We start from the raw sequence: 18,910 nt of genomic DNA, 5'->3' as shown, positions 1-18,910 counted from the left end.
TTAGGCATTTGATTGACTCCTGATGTTTAATTGTTTGGAATATAATTTTTAATATTGTGGGATAAAATATTTTTTAGATTTTCCGAGACTAAATCGGTCAACCCAGTGACAGTATTTAAATCTTGTCCCCAATGTTCAGTCATTTTTAAGACGTTTGTTACTAATGTTTTGACGTCATTTTGATAAAGTGGCTGCCATTCTTTAAATTTTGCTAATAAGTGCGTATCATCAGTTAATGAAATCACTTGACCTTGGTACTCTCCACGATAAAAAGCAATAAGTGCGGCTAATGAAAACGAAATATATTTAGGAGGGCAGTTAAATCGTTGACTGTAGGTTAATAGCTGTGGTAATAAGCGAGTTTTAAATTTCGTTAATGAATTTAAAGAAATAGACATGAGTTCATGTTTGATGAATGGATTTTTAAAACGCTTTAATACTTCATCGGCAAATTTTTCTAGCTGCTTTTTATCTAAAGATAAGGTTGGGATCACTTCTTGATTCAAAAGATTTTTAACAAAGGTTTCAATTTGCGAATCATTCATACATTGACCAACAGTACGTAGCCCAGCAAGGTAAGCAACAGGAACCATTGCTGTATGGGCACCATTTAAAATGCCGACCTTTCTTTCTTTGTACGGTTTAATATCATCAACCACTAAAATGTTCAGATCTAATTGGTCAAGTTTTAATTTTTGTTTTAACCAATCTGGTCCTTGAATAACAAATAAATAGAAGTATTCAGCAGTATCTAAAAAACGGTCTTGATAACCAAGTTGTTGTTCAAGTTGTATGGCTTCGTCTTTTGGATAACCAGTGACAATACGATCGACTAATGTTGAACAAAATGTATTGCTTTCTTTGATCCAAGTAATAAAGCTATTACTAAGATTCCATAATTTTGCATATTCTAGTACTAGTTCTTTTAACTTTTCACCATTATAGTCAATAAGTTCACATGGAATAATAATTAAACCTTTATCTTTTTGTCCGTTAAAAAACTCGAATCGATGATGTAAAAAACAGGTTAGTTTAGCTGGGAAAGTCGTTGGTGGTGTATCGGTTGCTTTATCTTTATCGTTAAATGCGATTCCAGCTTCAGTGGTATTAGAGAAAATAAATTCTAAGTCAGGATTCTCAGCGCATTTTAAATATAATTGATAATCTTGATATATCAAAATTTCTCGGTTAACGGAATAGATAATTCTAGGTGTTGCAATAGCGTCACCTTGTTCATTCAACCCACGAATAATTGTGGTATAAAGTCCATCTTGTTCGTTGATGGATGGTTGATGAGTATCAATTGGTCTTACAATAGTTACGCCACTATTGAAATCTGTTTTTTGGTTTAGATTATCAACAATCCAATCAACAAATGCTCTTAGAAAATTTCCTTCACCAAATTGGAGAATTTTTTCAGGGTAGCTAGGGCCGGGAAAGTTAGTTCTATTTAATTGTTTTTTCATAGAATAGTTCTCTTTAATTATGTTGCGAGATAGTAAGTAAAGAGAACTATAAAAGAAGATAAAAAACAGTATTTATTTTTTTATTTGTTTCGTGTTGGGTATAAAAATTTTTTGTTTTTTATCTGTTTTTTATGGTTAATGTTCGACCAATCGATTCTTGCATTGATGTTTTAGCTGTATTTAAATGACGGCACAATGCTTCAATGGCATTGTGTTCATTTTTTTGTAAAATAGCTGTTAATACTGCTATATGTTCTGATACAGCAATACTATTGCGTTCTTTGAGGTCACTATTGTCCCACTGATAATGAAAGTGAAATATCACTGAAATTAAATCAAACGACTGCATAAAAAATGGATTATCATTACAAGATAAAATCAATTGATGGAAATCACGATCAAGTGTTGAAAAGTGCGTGTATTCATTTTGTATTTTTTGTTGAAAATTCTTATGGCGTTGTAATAATTCTCGTGCTTTTATCCAGTTAATATGGTTATCGGGTTGAGACATAAATGCTTTAAGTGCAAATATTTCTAAAACACTTCTAAATTCATAAAGCTTTTCTGCGTAGTCTTTAGCAAAGGTAACTAATTCCCATTCACCTTTTTTTATATTATTAATCAATCCATAGTGCAAAAAACGTAATAAAAATTCACGAACAACAATAGGATTTACTTTGGTTTCTTTCGCAAGTTGAATTTCATTAAAATTATCTCCAGGTAATAATTTTTTGTGATTGATTAAATCGTAAAAATAAGTTTCAAACTTTTTATCTTGTATTGATCTCTTTTCAAAAATACAGGCAATTTTATCCTCGTTTGTTGGTTCCCGTAATAAATGATATTCGTTATTGCTAAATAGTAAAATTTCAGTTCTACATAAATACTCAAGTACAGCTCGGATAGTTGTTCTACTCACGTTGAAAGCGTCAGCCAGAATTGAAATAGAAGGTAATGGAAAAGATAATATATTATTATTAATGCAATCAATAAATTGATTGATGGTATTTTGTCTTAATGTTTGACTTCTGCCCATATTATGTTTCTCGATAATGTTATTATAATAATAGGAGTTTGAAAAAATCCTACCAAATAGTCTTGCTAGGATTTTCTAATAAAATGGCTAATTTATAAAGTAGATTGACTTTCTGTAATTGGTTTAATGTCCTTTAATACGAGTAAATATACAAGTGCACCTATAGCACAAGCACACCCCGAAACCACTAATGCATACATAAATGAACCTGTTGCTCCAATAATATACCCTGTTACAATTGGACCTAATATACCACCACAATTTGAAACAGTGTTTTGGATTCCTCCTAAAACGGATGTCATATTTCTTGGTGCAATATCACCTGGTAGACACCAAATAGCTGAACCAGCAAAAGCAAGGCCAATATATGAAATACAAAGTAGTACCATCATGATAGTTATTGAATCAACTAAGCCAGCAAGTGAAATTGAAGTTGCAATTAACATTCCGCCAACTAAGTTAATTTTTCTTGCAAGATTGATGTTATTGGTTTTGATATAGATAAAATCAGTTAACCAACCACCGATCCATTGTCCAATGATGCCACATAAAGGCGGTAACATGGCAAGAAAACCCATTTCAGTCAAGCTTAAACCCCGTTCTTTCATTAAATAGGTTGGAAACCAAGTAATAAAAAAATAGACTGCATAATTAAGCATAAAAAAGCCAATACACATAGCAAGCACATTGCGGTATTTTAATAATTGATACCATTTCATGGGTTGTATATTGTCTATTCCTTCTTTTTTAATTTGACCTTCACGAATATATTTTAATTCTGTTTCACTAATCCTTGGGTGTTGCTCAGGATCTTGGTAAACACATAACCACCAAACAACCCAAAGAAGGCCCAAAGCGCCACAAATAAAAAATGCTGCATGCCATCCCCAACTAGCAATAATCCAAACAACAAGAGGCATTGCAAATGCTGTACCGAAGCGAGAACCACTATCAAACAGTGCCGTAACACGCCCCCTTTCTCTATCAGGGAACCATTTTGCGGTAATGCCACCATTACACGGATATGCAGCTGCTTCGCCAATGCCCATAAAAACTCGAGAGAAAATAAAACCAATTGGTGATGTTGCTAATGCTGTTGCGCCTGTAGCTAAAGACCACCACGTAACTGAACCTGCAAGGGTCTTTCTTTGTCCAAAACGATCAGCAAGGAAGCCAGCAGGAATTTGGCAACATGCATAGCTTAAGAAAAATGCAGACATGATCCATCCCATTGCCTCAGGTGAAATATTTAAATCAGTCGCAATAATAGGTGCAGCTGCAGACATTACAGTTCTATCTAAATAGTTAATCACAATAGCAAATAACATGAGTATTGCTATATGGAATCGAACACGACTATTTTTTTTAGGCATAAAAAAACCTCTTTCTATAAATTATTTAATAATATATTCATTTAGTTACCTTATTATTGATTAAGATAATAAAGATGATTAACGAATAAGCCATTTCACTAGAAATGGCTATATAGATAGTAGAGAAAAAATTCATTCGGATAAGGAATTGTTTGTTTGATTGTGGTCGGGATAATATTTTTCTGTTTTTTATTTGTTTTTTTATTTCTTTATTAATTGTATTACATCTTTTTTATATGTTCTTAGACTCGGGGGAATTGAGGTATATTATTTATGTAGTTGGAATATTTATCATAATTATTTTAGAAAACGTTCATCTTTTCAATTCATCTTTATTATCTGGTTATTATGATGGTTTGTTTTATAAAATTTGTTGAAGAAATTCAATAAATAGATTATGTTTACCCGCCAAACATAACTTTAGTTAAAGCTAATTGATGAGTAATTTGTTGCGATCAAGTTCAATCAAGGGAAAGCCAAACATTACCGATTGGCGTTCTTCATGATACGCGCTTTATCAACTTGCCATTGGCGTTCTTTAATATCGGAACGTTTATCGTACTCTTTTTTACCTTTGGCTACCCCAATTTTCACTTTCGCCCATGCATTCTTCCAATATAAAGAAAGGGCAACAACGGTATAACCTTGGCGATTGATTTGGCCAAATAATGAATTAAGTTCACGCTCATTTAGCAATAACTTACGGTTGCGCATAGGTTCGCAAATAACATGAGTTGAAGCAACATTCAACGGAGTAATGGTCGCCCCAAATAACCATGCTTCGCCATCTTTTAGCAGAACATAGCTATCGCTAATATTGACTTTACCTGCGCGCAGTGATTTGACTTCCCAGCCTTGCAGGGATAATCCCGCCTCGATTTCTTCTTCAATGAAGTACTCATGGCGTGCACGTTTATTTAATGCAATGGTTGCCGAACCTGGCTTATGTGATTTTTTCTTAGTCATAATGTGCGTTATTATAGAGTTACGTGATATTATATGCTACTAATTTTAGCTTTTTATTTTATTACTATGGCACATATTTTTCACGAAGTTATTGAACCTTATACCATTGAGCAAATGTTTGCTTTAGTCAACGATATTGAAAAATATCCAGAATTTATTCCAGATTGTATCGCAACGGGTATTATTAGAAAACAAAATAATACCATTGCCGCATTTATTGAGGTTGAAAAGTTCGGTTTTAAAAAATCGTTCACCACATTAAATCAAATTAACGAACCTAACTCAATTGATATGACGCTATTAGAAGGTCCATTTAAAAAATTATCAGGTCGATGGCAATTTGTTGAAATCGCACCCCAAAAAAGTAAAATCAGCTTTAATTTAGATTTTGAGTTCAAAAATAAATTATTGGATATGACTTTTACTCCCGTCTTTAAAGAGATCATGAACGGTATGGTTAATGCGTTTTCAAAACGAGCAAGGCAGATTTATTAAAATGATAAATATTCAAGTGGTTTATGCGTTACCGAATAACGCAACAGTCATTGATTGCAATGTCGATGAGCAAACGAATGTCTTGCAAGCAATTACAAAATCCAATATCTTATCGTTATGTCAGATTAAATTGGATGAACATCTAATTGGCATTTATGGAAAGCGTTGTGAACCGACTCAACGGGTAAAAGCGGGGGATCGCATTGAAATATATCGGCCATTAATCAACGACCCCAAAGAAATAAGACGAAGAAAAGCGACACAAAAAAATAATCGATAAAGGCAAAGGAAACTAAATGCATAATCTACTAATTGAAAAAATTGAAACTTTATGCAAAAAGCGTGGCATTAAACTGACAACGCAACGCCGAACCGTTTTAGACATTATGTTAACGGCTAATAAAGCGATGAGTGCGTATGATCTTTTAGATCTACTCAAAACCAGTGAGCCACAAGCCAAACCACCGACAATTTATCGTGCGCTTGAGTTTTTGCTTGAGCAAGGCTTTATCCACAAAGTGGAATCTTCTAATAGTTATATCATCTGTCCACATTTTCAAGATCCTGAACATATTTCCATTTTATTTATTTGTGATAAATGCCAACAAATTATTGAAAAACATTCTGAACAAATCGAAGAACAGCTAAAACAACTCGCACACCACAATCAATACTTAATAAAGCACAGTGTGCTTGAAATACATGGACTTTGTCAGCAGTGTCAACCTTAATTATTGCGCTTTGGCTCATTAACCTTACCTGCGACACGATCGGGCAAATTGCGTTTAAGTATGCGGCGATCACTTCTAAAAACAAACAAGGCTTACATTATTGGCAAAGATTATTTGCCAATATTTGGCTTTGGATTGGTTTTGGCTCTTACTTTCTTGGCTTTATATTTTGGCTAGCATTTTTAAGCGAAGTGTCTTTATCGGCAGGCATCTTATTAGGATCATTTAACATCATTACAGTTATGCTAGCAGGGCGCATCCTATTTAAAGAGCACCTTACCTTATTTCGTATTGTAGGGATACTTTTTATTACAACTGGCGTAGTATTAGTGGGGCTAACTTAATGAAAAAGTTTTACATTATCGGTTTTATCTTACTACTATTTTTTGATACTTTTGGGCAAACTAGCTTTAAATTAACTGCACTATCGGCCTTACCGTTTGAAATCAGTTTTGATTGGCTAGTGCGCATATTTTCTTATGGTTGGGCTTACTTAGTCATGTTGGGCTATACAGGGGCGTTTATCACATGGATGGTATTATTAAAAAAAGCTCCTGTCGGCCCAGCATTTGCGGCATCTCATCTACAGGTAGTTACTGTTATGCTGGTATCGGTAATTGTTTTTGAAGAACAAATCACCATAGCTCGGCTATTAGGGGCATTATGTATTATTATTGGCATTGTCTTTCTTGCTTTGGCTGAACAAAGATTACAGCATAAATCTTAGTTTCTCGCTTTTAGCTTTTTGTATTGAAACTTATGTTTAATTGCAAAAAATAAGCAATATTATTTTATGTATAAAAAAGGGAGGAGGAACGTTGAGTTGACTAAGCTAATGATCCTACTTAATAAATCACTATAGCAACTGCCAAATTAACTATCAGACATCCCTTATCTATTTTTGCTTTGTTAGACAAATTAGATACAAAAATAGATAAGCGAATTCAGTTTTATTTAGTTTCGTTCTCGTTCAAGTACCACTAAATAAGCTTCTCTTTTCCAAAATAAAAATAAGCGACGCATATCTTTTTCCATCGTGACAACTCGCCAACCCTGTTCTGCATTCTTATTTAACGCTTCTGTAAATTTAACTTCATTAACATTAGCATTACCCAAAAGCAATGAAGACAAAGCACCTTCTTGAAAAACAATAACCTTATATTCTTTCATAATAATTAGTTCCTTAATTTTTTATTAACATCATTCTCAATGGTAAGCACCATCAAAAATAGGCGGCATTATATACTTTTTAGCCTCTTATTCTCAACTTCTTAATAAATCTTTAAAAAATAGATGTTTTAATCCATTTTTTACGCCGTTTATTGTTAACTAATTTAAAAATAGTTTTTGAGCAATTGACAAAGCACATAGATATTATCATTTAATAAAATCACCACAAAAAATTGATCAGGAAAGGCATTGATTTTATTAAAGTTTTTGTTTTTTGCAAAAAACGAAATAATTCTCTATATCTGCTTATCTAAATTTTTTAGCATCTCAATAATCGGCCTATTGGCATCTGGAAATTCATCAGCATTTAGCTCTTCTTGATCAACCCAACGGCTTGGTTGCCCTTCTTTCGCAAATGGCACACCATCCCACTCTTCAACCAAATAGGCATGAATGGTGATATCTCGGTCTTCATAACTGTGCTCAAAAACTTTTAAAAACTGGGCTTGATGAATATGGATGTCAACTTCTTCGGCGATTTCTCGTTGTAAGGTTTGATATGGGGTTTCGTGGGCTTCTATTTTCCCTCCGGGGAATTCCCAAAAACCAGCAAGATGAGAATCTTCACCGCGTTGGGTAATAAAAATTTGACAATTTTGTGAACGAATAATACCTACAGCAATTTCAGTATGTTTTTTCATAATTCTGTCTGTTTATCTATAAATTTAGGGAAAGAGAGCATTTTTCCTTTTTATTAAATCACCGACTTTCATCGGTGATTTAAACATCAATTTATTTGATAATACTAAATTTTTGTCTTAATTAACAGCGCCATGACAATGTTTATATTTTTTACCTGAACCGCAAGGGCATGGATCGTTGCGTCCTACTTTGGCTTGTGCTCTCACCATGGGTTGTGGTGCTCCAGTTGGCTGCGCTTCACTTTCACCACTCATGCCTGCTAGTGATTCATGGTTAGCTTGCTGTTTAGCCATTAATTTTTCCATTTCGGCAAGGCGTTGGCGTTCTGCTTCGTCGACTTCTTCTTGTGAGCGAATTTGTACACGGCTTAAAATACCAATAACATCATATTTTAACGATTCTAACATGCTAGCAAACATATTAAATGATTCTCGTTTATATTCTTGTTTTGGATCTTTTTGTGCGTAACCGCGTAAGTGGATACCTTGGCGTAAGTAATCCATCGAGGCTAAATGCTCTTTCCATAGTGTATCAAGCGTTTGTAGCATGACGCTTTTTTCAAAATGTCTAAATGCTTCAGCGCCTGCGGTGTTTTCTTTTTCTAGGTATCGGTCTTGCGCCATTTGTAAAATACGTTCACGCAGGGTTTCTTCATGCAGATTTTGCTCTTCATCTAACCATTTTGCTATAGGTAAATCTAAGTCAAAGTCTGTTTTTAGTGCCGATTCCAGCCCCGGAATATCCCACATTTCTTCAATCGATTGTGGTGGAATGTATTGGTCGATTAAGGCGTTAAATACATCACCTCGGATCGAGTCTATGGTCTCTTTTATGTCGCTGTTATCAAGTAATCCGTTTCGCTCTTGGTAGATTACTTTACGTTGATCGTTGGCAACATCGTCATATTCTAGAAGTTGTTTACGAATATCAAAGTTACGACTTTCAACTTTCTTTTGTGCGTTGGCAATGGCTTTGGTTACCCATGGGTGTTCAATGGCTTCGCCTTCTTTCATGCCTAGTTTTCGCATCATGCCGCCAATGCGGTCTGATGCAAAGATTCGCATTAATGGATCTTCAAGCGATAGGTAAAAACGTGAAGCCCCAGGGTCACCTTGACGGCCAGCACGACCACGCAATTGGTTGTCGATACGACGTGATTCATGACGCTCAGTACCTAAAATATATAGCCCTCCTAGTGCAATCACTTCTTCGTGTCTTGCTTGCCAAGCTTGTTTGGCTTTTTCAATGTCTTCTGGCGTTGGGTTTTCTAGTTTTGCTATTTCGTTTTGCCAGTTTCCGCCTAGCATAATGTCGGTACCACGCCCAGCCATGTTGGTGGCAATGGTGACTGCGCCTTTGCTACCGGCATTAGCAATAATTTCAGCTTCTTGAGCGTGAAATTTAGCATTTAAAACATTGTGTTTAATGCCTGCTTTTTTGAACGCTTGCGATACGAGCTCTGATTTTTCGATCGAGGCGGTACCAACAAGGACAGGTTGTCCGCGTTTTACACATTCCTGTACATCAGCCACAATTGCATTGATTTTTTCTTTTTCGGTCATGTAGACAAGATCGGATTGATCTTTTCGTTGCATTGGGCGATTGGTTGGGATAACGATGGTATCTAAACCATAAATTTGGTTAAACTCAAATGCTTCAGTATCTGCTGTACCTGTCATTCCAGCTAGTTTTTCGTATAAGCGGAAATAGTTTTGGAAGGTGATTGAAGCCAGTGTTTGGTTTTCGTTTTGGATTTTAACGTGCTCTTTGGCTTCAACCGCTTGGTGTAAGCCATCAGACCAACGACGACCATCCATGGTCCGGCCAGTATGTTCGTCAACAATGATAATTTCATTGTCTTTAACAATATAATCAACGTCTCGGTGGAATAGGTGATGGGCGCGTAGGGCGGCATTGACATGATGCATTAATACGATGTTGCTTGGTGCATAAAGTGATTCTTCACCTTTCATGATGCCTTGTTTTATGAGCAATTCTTCAACTTTAATTAATCCACGCTCTGTTAAGTTAACTTGACGGGATTTTTCGTCAATCGAAAAGTCGCCATCGCCTTGAAATTGTTCAGAATCTTCTTTTTCTTGTCGAACTAGGTGTGGAATTATTTTGTCGACACTAATGTATTTGTCTGAGCTGTCTTCTGCTTGTCCTGAAATGATCAGTGGCGTTCTGGCTTCGTCAATAAGAATTGAGTCAACCTCATCGACTAAAGCGTAATGTAGTGGGCGCTGTACGCGTGATTCTTTGTTAAATACCATGTTATCACGTAGGTAATCAAAGCCATATTCGTTGTTGGTACCATAGGTGATATCAGCATTGTAGGCATCACGTTTTTCGTGTGGCGGCATGTTTGGTAGGTTGATGCCAACGGTTAACCCTAAAAATTCGAATAACGGGCGGTTATTTTCAGCATCGCGTTGTGCTAAATAGTCATTAACGGTAATGACATGTACCCCTTTGCCTGTTAAAGCATTTAAATAAGCTGGTAATGTTGCTGTTAAGGTTTTACCTTCACCAGTACGCATTTCAGCAATGCAACGTTCGTTTAATACCATACCGCCGATTAGCTGTACATCAAAATGACGCATACCAAATACACGTTTACTTGCTTCACGCACTACGGCAAAGGCTTCTTCTAAAATATCGTCTAATTGAGTTCCTTCTGCAATCTTTTGTTGGAATTCTGTGGTTTTGGCTTTAAGCTCAGCATCTGATAATGCTTCCATTGCAGGTTCAAGGGCGTTGATTCTTTCTACTCGCTTACGCATGTTTTTTAATACGCGCTCATTGCGGCTACCAAATACTTTTGTTAATAACTTTAATAACATAACTTTTCTCTTGTTTTTTAATACGGATTTTAAGGCATTCGTCTTGTATAAAAATTAGTTTTATTTGAGTGTAAATTCTAACAGGTCGTTTTTGGCCCAGCGCGTATGCCGTTGTAAGGAGATAGTCGGATTGCTTTGCTAGGGGAAAGATCATCATAATTAGGCGTTATTAAAAATGCTGTAATATGCTGTTTTTGGGTATGTGCTAGCGTTTGTGACTGTTTTGGGGCTGTTTCTTGGTGATCTTGTACAATTGATGTAATTGTCATGATTCCACTTTGAGAAACATCCGATTCTGACGGCAGCGCTTCGTTTTGACATAAACCAAATCCAGCAGCAATCACACCTAATAATAAGTGCGATAAAGCGGTTTTGATAATCAACCGTTTGCTGAGTTTTTGCCAATAATTAATGACGACCATAATCCGCGCATTTTAGCATTTTTTAGCAAAATAAAAAACCTTTATTACAAGGGGAATAATTTAATAAAAGGAATTTTAATAAGTGGATAGGCTTATAAAAACTCGCTTTTTTCGGTAGTAATAAGCGAGTTTTTGTTCATTTATCTTCCCTTAATCCAATCATATTAAGCGTTGAATTAAGGAAAGAAAGTAGGGGGGAATATTATTCCACCATTAATTGCCCCATCATGCCGAGTGTTTCATGTTCAATAATGTGACAGTGATACATGCGAAGCCCAGGAAGGTTTTGCTGTATTTTGATGGTGAGTTTTTCGTGTGGTCGTAAATTAATGGTATCTTTTAAGGCAATATAGTCTGGCTGAGTTTTTTTACCATTTAATTCGTGTGTTTGTACAATAAACTGTGCGCCATGGATGTGGAAGTTGTGATCCATATGGGAGTTATTGAATATTGTCCATTCTTCAATATCGTGAATTTTGCTTTTTAGATCAATTCGCGACATATCATGACGTTTGCCATTAATTAAAAACAACATACCACCATGTGGCTGTTTCATGTCCATTACTTCGGTGTATTCCAGTAATTTATGGGCGACAGCCGGCCCCATGTTAGGTAGTTGGTTTAATGTGTTTGGTAAGGTGATCGGATCGGATTTAGTCAGTACTAACTCGCCCAGTATTATATCTTGTTCTGGTGGTACATTGCCCATTTTATTGCGATCGTATCCGATTGATTGCAGATAGACAGTACCAGTTTGTTTTGGCATGATGACTAATTCAGCACGTTCAGCGGGTGTTAATAATAAGGGTTTGGTCAGTAGATAAGGTTTTGCTAATAGTCCGCCATCAGTGCCCACTAAATAGACATCGCAATTAGGGATAGAAAGATTAAGATATCGACCTGAACACGCATTCCATACTCGGATACGTGTGGCTGAACCTATTTTGATTTTTGGGCGGTAACTGCCGTTGATCAATACAAATTGGCCTTCACGTCCATTCATCCAATCGACCATTGAGTTATCAGCAATTTGACCTTTGTCGGTTAATTTTAGATCCGAAAAGAACCAATTTTGTTCAGGGATTGGTGTTAGTGGATCGTGTTTGCTGCGAACAATAAATGTGCCGGCTAAACCGCGATAAACTTGTTCGGCTACTGTATTGTGCCCGTGAGGATGGTACCAATAAGTGCCTGCAGACCCTTTAGGAATGGTAAATTCATAAGTTCGACTGCCTCCTGCTGGAATTTCGTTTTGTGGGTTGCCGTCTTGATCGGATGGAATGAGCAAACCATGCCAATGAACTGTCGTTGGTTGAGTTAGTTCATTTTTCACAGTGATTTTGACATGATCTTCTTCAAATACTTCGATTTTAGGGCCGGGTGTCATTCCATTATAGGTCCAAAATTCCGTGATTAAATTCGGAGTTAAGGCTATTTTTGTTGGTTTTAGATATAATGTTGCTTCAAAAAATCCTTTTTGGTTGCTGTCATTTTTTAAGTTGGTCAAAGTTGGTAAATCCATTCCTTGTGGTAGTGCTGAAGTCGGTAGGAGTTTTTGTGGCATTTGATTGTTATTCATGTTCATGTGTTGGTGCGTACCATCCCCTTTTTGACATTCATCAGAATTAATATCGCACACCATGTTATGCATGTTGTTGTGATCTATTTTGGCTATAGCTTTAGTTGCGACCAGTCCACCGATAGCCGCGGTAATATTCATCAAAAAATTTCGACGTTTCATAATATTCCTCAAAAATAGTTAAATTTAACAATAACTTAATGATTATGTTGATAAAACAAATATCAACATCATTTCGGTGATTGTGTGTTGTGTTACTTACTGCTTTTATTTACATAAATCAATTAAACAGTTTGCGGTGGTCTTAACTCTGGAACAAATTCGTTATATTGTGGAATAGGCTTTATAGGCAGATATCGTTCACTGCCAGACGAGATATAAAGTTTTAGAGGGAAATTAGAATCTAAAATACTGCATGTTGAACATTGATAAAATAAAGCACAAGCCGACATAACTGGTTTTTTTTGCAAAATCAAATCTTGCTGATGAGAAAGGGATGTGTGTTTGGTCGTTACTACAGATGAGGAACAAGCAGTATGACAAGTTAAAGGCGATGATAATGATAAATTAGATAAGTGCCATGAAGAGTAAATAAACCAAAATAGTATTGACGCCAATACAACTATTAAGCAAATTGATTTATTTTTAAGGTTTATGGGCACTTGAGCTCTCACTATTTTCGTAAAATAAATAACTGTTCTACTTAAAGTTTGAACATCACTTTAATGTAAGTAGTTTAATTTAATTGTATCAGTTTGTCGATTTATCTATCAATCATTAAATAATGTTAAAATTTTAAGTTTATGTGGCAAAAAAATAAGATAATTATAAAGTGTTCTGGTATGATATTTATCAGTAATAATTGGTAAATAATATTGATATGAAAATTCTTTTTGGTGTTCAAGGAACAGGAAATGGCCATGTCAGTCGTTGTAGAACTTTAGCTAAAGCACTGAAAAAGGTTGGAGCTGACGTTGATTATATTTTTAGTGGTCGTGATCCTAAAGACTATTTTGATATGCAAGACTTTGGCGATTATAAGACTTATCGTGGCGTCACCTTTGCTACGCTTAATGGTAAAATAAATTTTCGTAAAACTGTGCAACGAATTCGAGCTTTTAGGTTGATAAAAGATGTGCGTGAGCTTGATTTGTCGAAGTATGATTGCATTATTAGTGATTTTGAGCCAGTTAGTGCTTGGGCAGCGCATCACCAGAATCGTGAATGTTTAGGAATAAGCAATCAAGCTGTATGCCAATATCTGAAACCTAAAGAATATGGATTAGTCGCTAATGTTATTATGAAATATTATGCGCCTGTTACTAAGCCAATTGGTCTACACTGGTTTCATTTTGGGCATAAGTTGTTACCACCAATGATCGATTCATTCCAAGCAATACCAACAGAAGATGGCAATATTGTGGTTTATTTGCCATTTGAGAGCTTAGATAAAATCATTGCGATGTTAAAACAATTTCAGCATCATCAATTTATCTGTTTTCATCCTGATATAAAGTTAGAATCACAACAAGGCAATATTCATTTTCAGCCCCTTGGTCGTGATAATTTTACCAAAGCGTTAGTGAGTTGTTCTGGTATTATTTCAAATACAGGTTTTGCATTGATTTCTGAAGCATTAACGCTTGGCAAAAAGATTCTTACTAAACCAGTTTCGGGGCAATTTGAACAAATTTATAATGCGCAATGTTTGCAGTCACTTGATATGGCAACTGTGATGGAAAATTTAAACAGTATCAAACTTAAGTATTGGCTTGATTTACCATCACCAATGCCCATTGTTTATCCCGATGTGGCGACAGCACTAGCTAACTGGATTGTTGCTGGTCAAAAAGAATCATTGCTCTCTTTAAGTGAGCGGCTTTGGAGCCAAACTATCTTTCCCGATAATGTCAATCAGAAAATAAAATCTTTAGGGTATGTGTGACGGAACGAATATGATATTAAGTATTATTGTAGCCATGGCTGATAACCGTGTAATTGGCTTAGATAATCAAATGCCTTGGCATTTGCCCGCAGATTTGGCATGGTTTAAAAAAAATACGCTTAATAAACCTGTTATTATGGGGCGAAAGACATTTGAGTCTATTGGACGTCCGTTACCTGCTCGGCACAATATTATTATTTCAAGGCAAGCTTCGCCAGAAGCTAATTTAGTTCCAAACGTGAGTTGGGTACAATCGATAGATGCAGCTATATTGTTAGCACAAACACAGCATGTTGATGAGGCGTTTATTATTGGTGGTGGGAATATTTATCATCAGGCATTACCTTTAGTCGATCGGCTTTATTTGACTCATATTGATGCTAAATTGCAGGGCGATACTTATTTTCCTGATTATTTGCCTGAACAGTGGCAAGTTATTCATCAAGAAAGTCATCAACCCGATGATAAAAATCGTTATTTATGTCGATTTGAAATTTTAGAAAGAAAGCCTAAAGGTTAAGTATTGTAATTAAATCGCCACTAATTTTATAAAAGTGGCGATTTTTTATTAGCCTTGAAAACGTTTTGCTTCAACAACATCTGGCAGTTGTTTGATTTTATTGAGTACTCGATTTAACGAGTCTTGGTCAAATATTTCCATATCAACATCGATTGTTGCTAGTTGTTGTTTCGTATCTGAGCGACTAATTAGTCCTAGAACATTTACCTTTTCATTAGCTAAAATTGTTGTGATATCTCGTAATAAACCACTTCGATCGTTTGCAATAATTTGTACTACCATGGTGTAGCTTGAAAGGGTGTTATCACTCCAAACGGCATGGGTAATACGCTCAGGAGCATGATTTTTAAGCTCTTGTAACTGTTCACAATCAGCGCGATGAATTGAGATCCCTCGTCCTTGGGTAACAAATCCAGCGATGGGATCACCAGGAATAGGGCGACAGCAGTTTGCAATGGTGTACATTAAATTGCCCACACCCTCAATAATAATTTCACTTCCTTTTTTATTATTAGTTTTATTGGTGTTTTTAGTTTGTGTGTTTGATTTTTGAGCAATTTGTTTTAATACTGCTTCGTCAGCTTCTTCTGCTGTGGGTTTATTAAATTGTGCATTGATGAAGTTAATTAATTGATTAATTCTTACATCACCACTACCAATACCCGCAAGTACTTCGTCAAACGAATGCGCGTTATATTTGTTGATTAAGACCTTTTCAACACTTTTTATACTAATATTTAATGGTTCAAGCTCATGCTCTAAAATTTGTTGACCGGCGGCGATATTTTTATGTCGATCTTGTTTTTTAAACCAAGTTTGAATTTTAGCTCTGGCTCGGCTACTGTTTACAAATCCTGTGTTAGGATTTAACCAATCACGGCTTGGGTTGGGCTGTTTTTGGGTAATAACTTCGATTTGATCACCCATTTTTAAACGGTAGGTAAATGGTACAATTCGTCCACTTACTTTCGCACCAATACAACGGTGTCCAACATCGCTGTGGATATGGTAAGCAAAATCAAGCGGTGTTGAACCGGCTGGTAAGTCAACTACATCACCTTTAGGCGTAAATACATAGACTCGGTCATCAAAAATTTGACTACGGACAGCTTCTTGGATTTCGCCACTTTCTGACATTTCTTGTTGCCATGTTAATAATTTACGCAGCCAAGAGATTCGCTGATCATAGGCGGTCATTTTGTCAGTACTGCCTTCTTTATACTTCCAATGAGCGGCAACGCCTAGTTCAGCATCATTGTGCATTTGTTCAGTACGGATTTGAATTTCGATTGTTTTATCTTGCGGACCATAAACAACCGTATGGATCGATTGATAACCATTCGGTTTAGGGTTAGCAACATAATCATCAAATTCTTTAGCGATATGTTTATAATGACTGTGCACAATACCTAATGCATTATAACAATCTTCAATACTATCGCTGATAATACGTACTGCTCGAATATCATAGAGTTCTTCGAACTTAAGGTGTTTACGTTCCATTTTTCGCCATATACTGTAAATATGTTTAGGGCGACCATAAACTTCGGCACGAACGTGATCTTGATTCATTAGATTCTGTAAATGGCGAACAAATTGGTTGATATATAGTTCACGATCTAATCGCTTTTCTTGTAATTTTTTAGCAATAAAGTGATATTCATTAGGGTGTAAATAGCGGAAGCAAAAATCCTCTAGCTCCCATTTTAATTGCCCTATACCTAAGCGATTGGCTAAAGGTGCATAGATGTTAAAACACTCTTTAGCTGCTAGCACCTGTTCTTCTTGCGGTGCATTGATTAAATTGCGCAAATAGGTAATACGTTCAGCCAATTTTATAATAACACTGCGGAAGTCATTTGCCATTGCCAATAACATGCGGCGAATACTATCAATTTGTTCAGTGGTTGCACTGCCGTTACGAATTGCGCGGAGTTGACGGATTTCTTTCATTCTGACAATGCTAGAAATGATATGAGAAATTTCACGGTCGAAATCTTCAGGAATATCTTCTCGGCGAATTATTTTACTATCAACAAAAGGAAGTAATAAAGCCGCACATAAGCTATTGATGTCCATATTAAGTGTCGTTAATATCTCAACCATTTCTATTGAATTTTGGAAACAATAGACTTGCTCTGCTTCACCTGCGCTACTTTCAAAACAGAAGTCCCAGACTTCTCTAAATTTTGTATAAGATGCGGGGTTAGTTAGTAATAATTCTTGTTTTGCCCATCGTTCAACATCAAACTGGGTAAGTGGATAATGTTCTTCGCTATGTTGGTGTGCGCCTCTAATCGATACCATAATTTATGTTCCTGATTTCGTTAACAACAACATTGATTCAATGTGCTTAGTTTGTGGAAACATATCTAAAATTGCAACTTGCTCTATTTGGTATCCTGCTTGGATAAGCTGTTTGCTATCTCGGGCAATAGTTGCAGGATTACACGATATATAAACAATTTTTGTCGGGGCCAATTTTGCAATTTCTATTGTTGCATTAAGCGCTCCTGCTCTTGCAGGATCTAATAATACCTTATTAAATTGTGATTGACACCATATTGAAAATTGTTGGTTATCATCTAAGTTGCTAGTTAAAAAATTGGTTTCAGCACAAATTTTTGTATTATTTAATAGAATATTTAATTTCGCTTTTGCAACCAGTGCATCAACGCCTTCAACCCCCGTTACAGTTTTACATAATGTTGCCATAGGTAATGAAAAATTACCCATACCACAAAAAAGATCTAAAACTTGATCTGTTGACTTTAACGTTAGCCACTCAAGCGCTTGATTAATCATTTTTTGATTTATTTTACAATTTACTTGAATAAAATCGAGAGGACTAAACGTTAATTTTAGATTATTAATTAAATAAAAATGTTCAGTATTACCTGTAATATGCACTAAATCTTTGCCATGAAAATAAAGTGAAATATTGTTATCTTCAGCGAATTGTTTTAATAAATTGCTATCATGATCGGTTAATGGCATGGTGTGTCTTAAGACGATAATTATGCCACTATCGACTGAAATTAATTCAATATGACCAAGCGCTTTTTTCTGTTTGATACGGTTTAGTACGTTTTGTAAGGGTGCTAGCAAAAAATCTAACTCAACAACTAATACAGGACAATGCTTAATATTGGTTATTTGGTTTGATTCAGCTTGACGGAACCCAATCACCAATTCGCCTTTTACAATATTGATCGAAAGTCTCGCCCGTCGACGATAGTGGTAAGGCTGATCGGCAATAATGAGGGGGGTATTTTGAGTAATATGGGTTAATGGTTGTCCTGTTTCTTTTTGTAACAGTTTGATTAATGCATCATACTTTGCTTGTTGTTGCAAATGGGGCGAAATATGTTGCAATTCACAACCACCACATTTTTGATAATATTCACATTGTGGTTTAACACGGTCTTTACTTAAATTATGATATTTAATAACTTTGGCTTTAGCATAATTTTTTTTATTTTCAGTTACATCAATATCAACGGTTTCATTAGGTAAGGCTGATTTAACAAAAATTGTTTTACCGTTATGATTAGCAACACCCTGTCCAAAGGTATCTAAGGATGAGACTGTTACTGTCAATTTTTGTGGTTTGAGCTTCTTTTTCTGTGGAGTATAAAAATTAACCATATACGTTTTAA

Annotated in this window: 19 protein-coding genes; 7 read left to right on the top strand and 12 right to left on the bottom strand. The window is 35.6% G+C overall.

The features are described 5' to 3' along the window. Positions 1–26: 26 nt before the first annotated feature. From GQ594_RS03655 to smpB, 4 genes are all read right to left on the bottom strand, one after another. A complete protein-coding gene (locus GQ594_RS03655) occupies positions 27–1,466 on the bottom strand; it encodes a tagaturonate reductase (protein WP_160411462.1) in 1,440 nt (479 codons plus the stop codon). A gap of 118 nt (positions 1,467–1,584) precedes the next feature. After that, complete coding sequence (locus tag GQ594_RS03650) at positions 1,585–2,502, bottom strand: GntR family transcriptional regulator (protein WP_160411461.1); 918 nt, start codon at positions 2,500–2,502, stop codon at positions 1,585–1,587. A 92-nt stretch (positions 2,503–2,594) separates the two neighbouring features. Next, positions 2,595–3,875, bottom strand: a complete 1,281-nt coding sequence (locus GQ594_RS03645; protein WP_160411460.1) for an MFS transporter — start codon at positions 3,873–3,875, stop codon at positions 2,595–2,597. A gap of 483 nt (positions 3,876–4,358) precedes the next feature. Further along, positions 4,359–4,841: an SsrA-binding protein SmpB gene (gene smpB, locus GQ594_RS03640; protein ID WP_160400277.1), complete on the bottom strand. Its 483-nt coding sequence runs from the start codon at positions 4,839–4,841 to the stop codon at positions 4,359–4,361. A gap of 33 nt (positions 4,842–4,874) precedes the next feature. Between smpB and GQ594_RS03635 the strand changes: the two genes are divergently transcribed. Genes GQ594_RS03635 through GQ594_RS03615 form a run of 5 tightly spaced genes read left to right on the top strand, consistent with a single transcriptional unit; the run spans position 4,875 to position 6,794 of the window. Beyond that, positions 4,875–5,336, top strand: a complete 462-nt coding sequence (locus GQ594_RS03635; RefSeq protein ID WP_160400278.1) for a type II toxin-antitoxin system RatA family toxin — start codon at positions 4,875–4,877, stop codon at positions 5,334–5,336. Between the two features lies 1 nt (position 5,337). Continuing rightward, a complete protein-coding gene (locus GQ594_RS03630; RefSeq protein ID WP_160400279.1) occupies positions 5,338–5,616 on the top strand; it encodes an RnfH family protein in 279 nt (92 codons plus the stop codon). A gap of 16 nt (positions 5,617–5,632) precedes the next feature. After that, on the top strand, positions 5,633–6,067 hold the full coding sequence (zur, locus tag GQ594_RS03625) for a zinc uptake transcriptional repressor Zur (protein WP_160411459.1): 435 nt from the start codon (positions 5,633–5,635) through the stop codon (positions 6,065–6,067). Next, the gene (locus tag GQ594_RS03620) at positions 6,055–6,411 is read left to right on the top strand and encodes an EamA family transporter (protein WP_160400281.1); all 357 of its coding nucleotides are present in this window, start codon (positions 6,055–6,057) and stop codon (positions 6,409–6,411) included. Before zur ends, GQ594_RS03620 begins: the two co-directional genes overlap by 13 nt. Continuing rightward, entirely contained in the window at positions 6,411–6,794 is a 384-nt protein-coding gene (locus GQ594_RS03615; protein WP_160400282.1) for a DMT family transporter, read from the top strand. Before GQ594_RS03620 ends, GQ594_RS03615 begins: the two co-directional genes overlap by 1 nt. A 227-nt stretch (positions 6,795–7,021) precedes the next feature. Here the strand turns inward: GQ594_RS03615 and GQ594_RS03610 are convergent, their stop codons facing one another. The 6 genes from GQ594_RS03610 to GQ594_RS03585 form a co-directional block, all read right to left on the bottom strand. Next, positions 7,022–7,237, bottom strand: coding sequence for a DUF4177 domain-containing protein (locus GQ594_RS03610; protein ID WP_160400283.1), 216 nt, complete (start codon positions 7,235–7,237; stop codon positions 7,022–7,024). Between the two features lie 296 nt (positions 7,238–7,533). Beyond that, on the bottom strand, positions 7,534–7,938 hold the full coding sequence (gene mutT, locus GQ594_RS03605) for an 8-oxo-dGTP diphosphatase MutT (protein WP_065635591.1): 405 nt from the start codon (positions 7,936–7,938) through the stop codon (positions 7,534–7,536). Positions 7,939–8,055: 117 nt separating this feature from the next. After that, positions 8,056–10,785 carry a preprotein translocase subunit SecA gene (secA, locus tag GQ594_RS03600; protein WP_160411458.1) on the bottom strand — a complete coding sequence of 910 codons (2,730 nt, stop codon included), beginning with the start codon at positions 10,783–10,785 and terminating at the stop codon, positions 8,056–8,058. 77 nt (positions 10,786–10,862) lie between these two features. Beyond that, positions 10,863–11,207, bottom strand: a complete 345-nt coding sequence (locus GQ594_RS03595; protein ID WP_160411457.1) for a hypothetical protein — start codon at positions 11,205–11,207, stop codon at positions 10,863–10,865. Positions 11,208–11,409: 202 nt separating this feature from the next. Beyond that, entirely contained in the window at positions 11,410–12,948 is a 1,539-nt protein-coding gene (locus GQ594_RS03590) for a multicopper oxidase family protein (RefSeq protein WP_160411456.1), read from the bottom strand. A gap of 122 nt (positions 12,949–13,070) precedes the next feature. Continuing rightward, the gene (locus tag GQ594_RS03585) at positions 13,071–13,448 is read right to left on the bottom strand and encodes a hypothetical protein (protein WP_160411455.1); all 378 of its coding nucleotides are present in this window, start codon (positions 13,446–13,448) and stop codon (positions 13,071–13,073) included. A gap of 218 nt (positions 13,449–13,666) precedes the next feature. Here GQ594_RS03585 and GQ594_RS03580 point away from each other — a divergent pair, with 218 nt between their 5' ends. Both GQ594_RS03580 and folA read left to right on the top strand, forming a co-directional pair. Continuing rightward, entirely contained in the window at positions 13,667–14,731 is a 1,065-nt protein-coding gene (locus GQ594_RS03580; protein WP_160411454.1) for an MJ1255/VC2487 family glycosyltransferase, read from the top strand. 10 nt (positions 14,732–14,741) lie between these two features. Continuing rightward, on the top strand, positions 14,742–15,251 hold the full coding sequence (gene folA / locus GQ594_RS03575) for a type 3 dihydrofolate reductase (RefSeq protein WP_160400289.1): 510 nt from the start codon (positions 14,742–14,744) through the stop codon (positions 15,249–15,251). A 48-nt stretch (positions 15,252–15,299) separates the two neighbouring features. On the opposite strand, the gene relA is transcribed toward folA, so the two are convergent. Both relA and rlmD read right to left on the bottom strand, forming a co-directional pair. Next, positions 15,300–17,558: a GTP diphosphokinase gene (gene relA, locus GQ594_RS03570; RefSeq protein ID WP_160411453.1), complete on the bottom strand. Its 2,259-nt coding sequence runs from the start codon at positions 17,556–17,558 to the stop codon at positions 15,300–15,302. 3 nt (positions 17,559–17,561) lie between these two features. Next, positions 17,562–18,899 carry a 23S rRNA (uracil(1939)-C(5))-methyltransferase RlmD gene (gene rlmD / locus GQ594_RS03565; RefSeq protein WP_160411452.1) on the bottom strand — a complete coding sequence of 446 codons (1,338 nt, stop codon included), beginning with the start codon at positions 18,897–18,899 and terminating at the stop codon, positions 17,562–17,564. Between the last annotated feature and the right edge of the window lie 11 nt (positions 18,900–18,910).

The sequence above is a fragment of the Gilliamella sp. Pra-s52 genome, from assembly GCF_009795805.1.
Lineage (GTDB): Bacteria > Pseudomonadota > Gammaproteobacteria > Enterobacterales > Orbaceae > Gilliamella.
Note: the sequence above shows the minus strand (reverse complement) of the source record. Positions and strands in the feature narration are given on the sequence as shown.

Excerpts from the sequence above, each read along its gene's own strand:
- GQ594_RS03655 (WP_160411462.1), bottom strand. The coding sequence starts at position 1,466 with ATGAAAAAACAATTAAATAGAACTAACTTTCCCGGCCCTAGCTACCCT.
- GQ594_RS03650 (WP_160411461.1), bottom strand. The coding sequence starts at position 2,502 with ATGGGCAGAAGTCAAACATTAAGACAAAATACCATCAATCAATTTATT.
- GQ594_RS03645 (WP_160411460.1), bottom strand. The coding sequence starts at position 3,875 with ATGCCTAAAAAAAATAGTCGTGTTCGATTCCATATAGCAATACTCATG.
- smpB (WP_160400277.1), bottom strand. The coding sequence starts at position 4,841 with ATGACTAAGAAAAAATCACATAAGCCAGGTTCGGCAACCATTGCATTA.
- GQ594_RS03635 (WP_160400278.1), top strand. The coding sequence starts at position 4,875 with ATGCTACTAATTTTAGCTTTTTATTTTATTACTATGGCACATATTTTT.
- GQ594_RS03630 (WP_160400279.1), top strand. The coding sequence starts at position 5,338 with ATGATAAATATTCAAGTGGTTTATGCGTTACCGAATAACGCAACAGTC.
- zur (WP_160411459.1), top strand. The coding sequence starts at position 5,633 with ATGCATAATCTACTAATTGAAAAAATTGAAACTTTATGCAAAAAGCGT.
- GQ594_RS03615 (WP_160400282.1), top strand. The coding sequence starts at position 6,411 with ATGAAAAAGTTTTACATTATCGGTTTTATCTTACTACTATTTTTTGAT.
- GQ594_RS03610 (WP_160400283.1), bottom strand. The coding sequence starts at position 7,237 with ATGAAAGAATATAAGGTTATTGTTTTTCAAGAAGGTGCTTTGTCTTCA.
- mutT (WP_065635591.1), bottom strand. The coding sequence starts at position 7,938 with ATGAAAAAACATACTGAAATTGCTGTAGGTATTATTCGTTCACAAAAT.
- secA (WP_160411458.1), bottom strand. The coding sequence starts at position 10,785 with ATGTTATTAAAGTTATTAACAAAAGTATTTGGTAGCCGCAATGAGCGC.
- GQ594_RS03595 (WP_160411457.1), bottom strand. The coding sequence starts at position 11,207 with ATGGTCGTCATTAATTATTGGCAAAAACTCAGCAAACGGTTGATTATC.
- GQ594_RS03590 (WP_160411456.1), bottom strand. The coding sequence starts at position 12,948 with ATGAAACGTCGAAATTTTTTGATGAATATTACCGCGGCTATCGGTGGA.
- GQ594_RS03580 (WP_160411454.1), top strand. The coding sequence starts at position 13,667 with ATGAAAATTCTTTTTGGTGTTCAAGGAACAGGAAATGGCCATGTCAGT.
- folA (WP_160400289.1), top strand. The coding sequence starts at position 14,742 with ATGATATTAAGTATTATTGTAGCCATGGCTGATAACCGTGTAATTGGC.
- relA (WP_160411453.1), bottom strand. The coding sequence starts at position 17,558 with ATGGTATCGATTAGAGGCGCACACCAACATAGCGAAGAACATTATCCA.
- rlmD (WP_160411452.1), bottom strand. The coding sequence starts at position 18,899 with ATGGTTAATTTTTATACTCCACAGAAAAAGAAGCTCAAACCACAAAAA.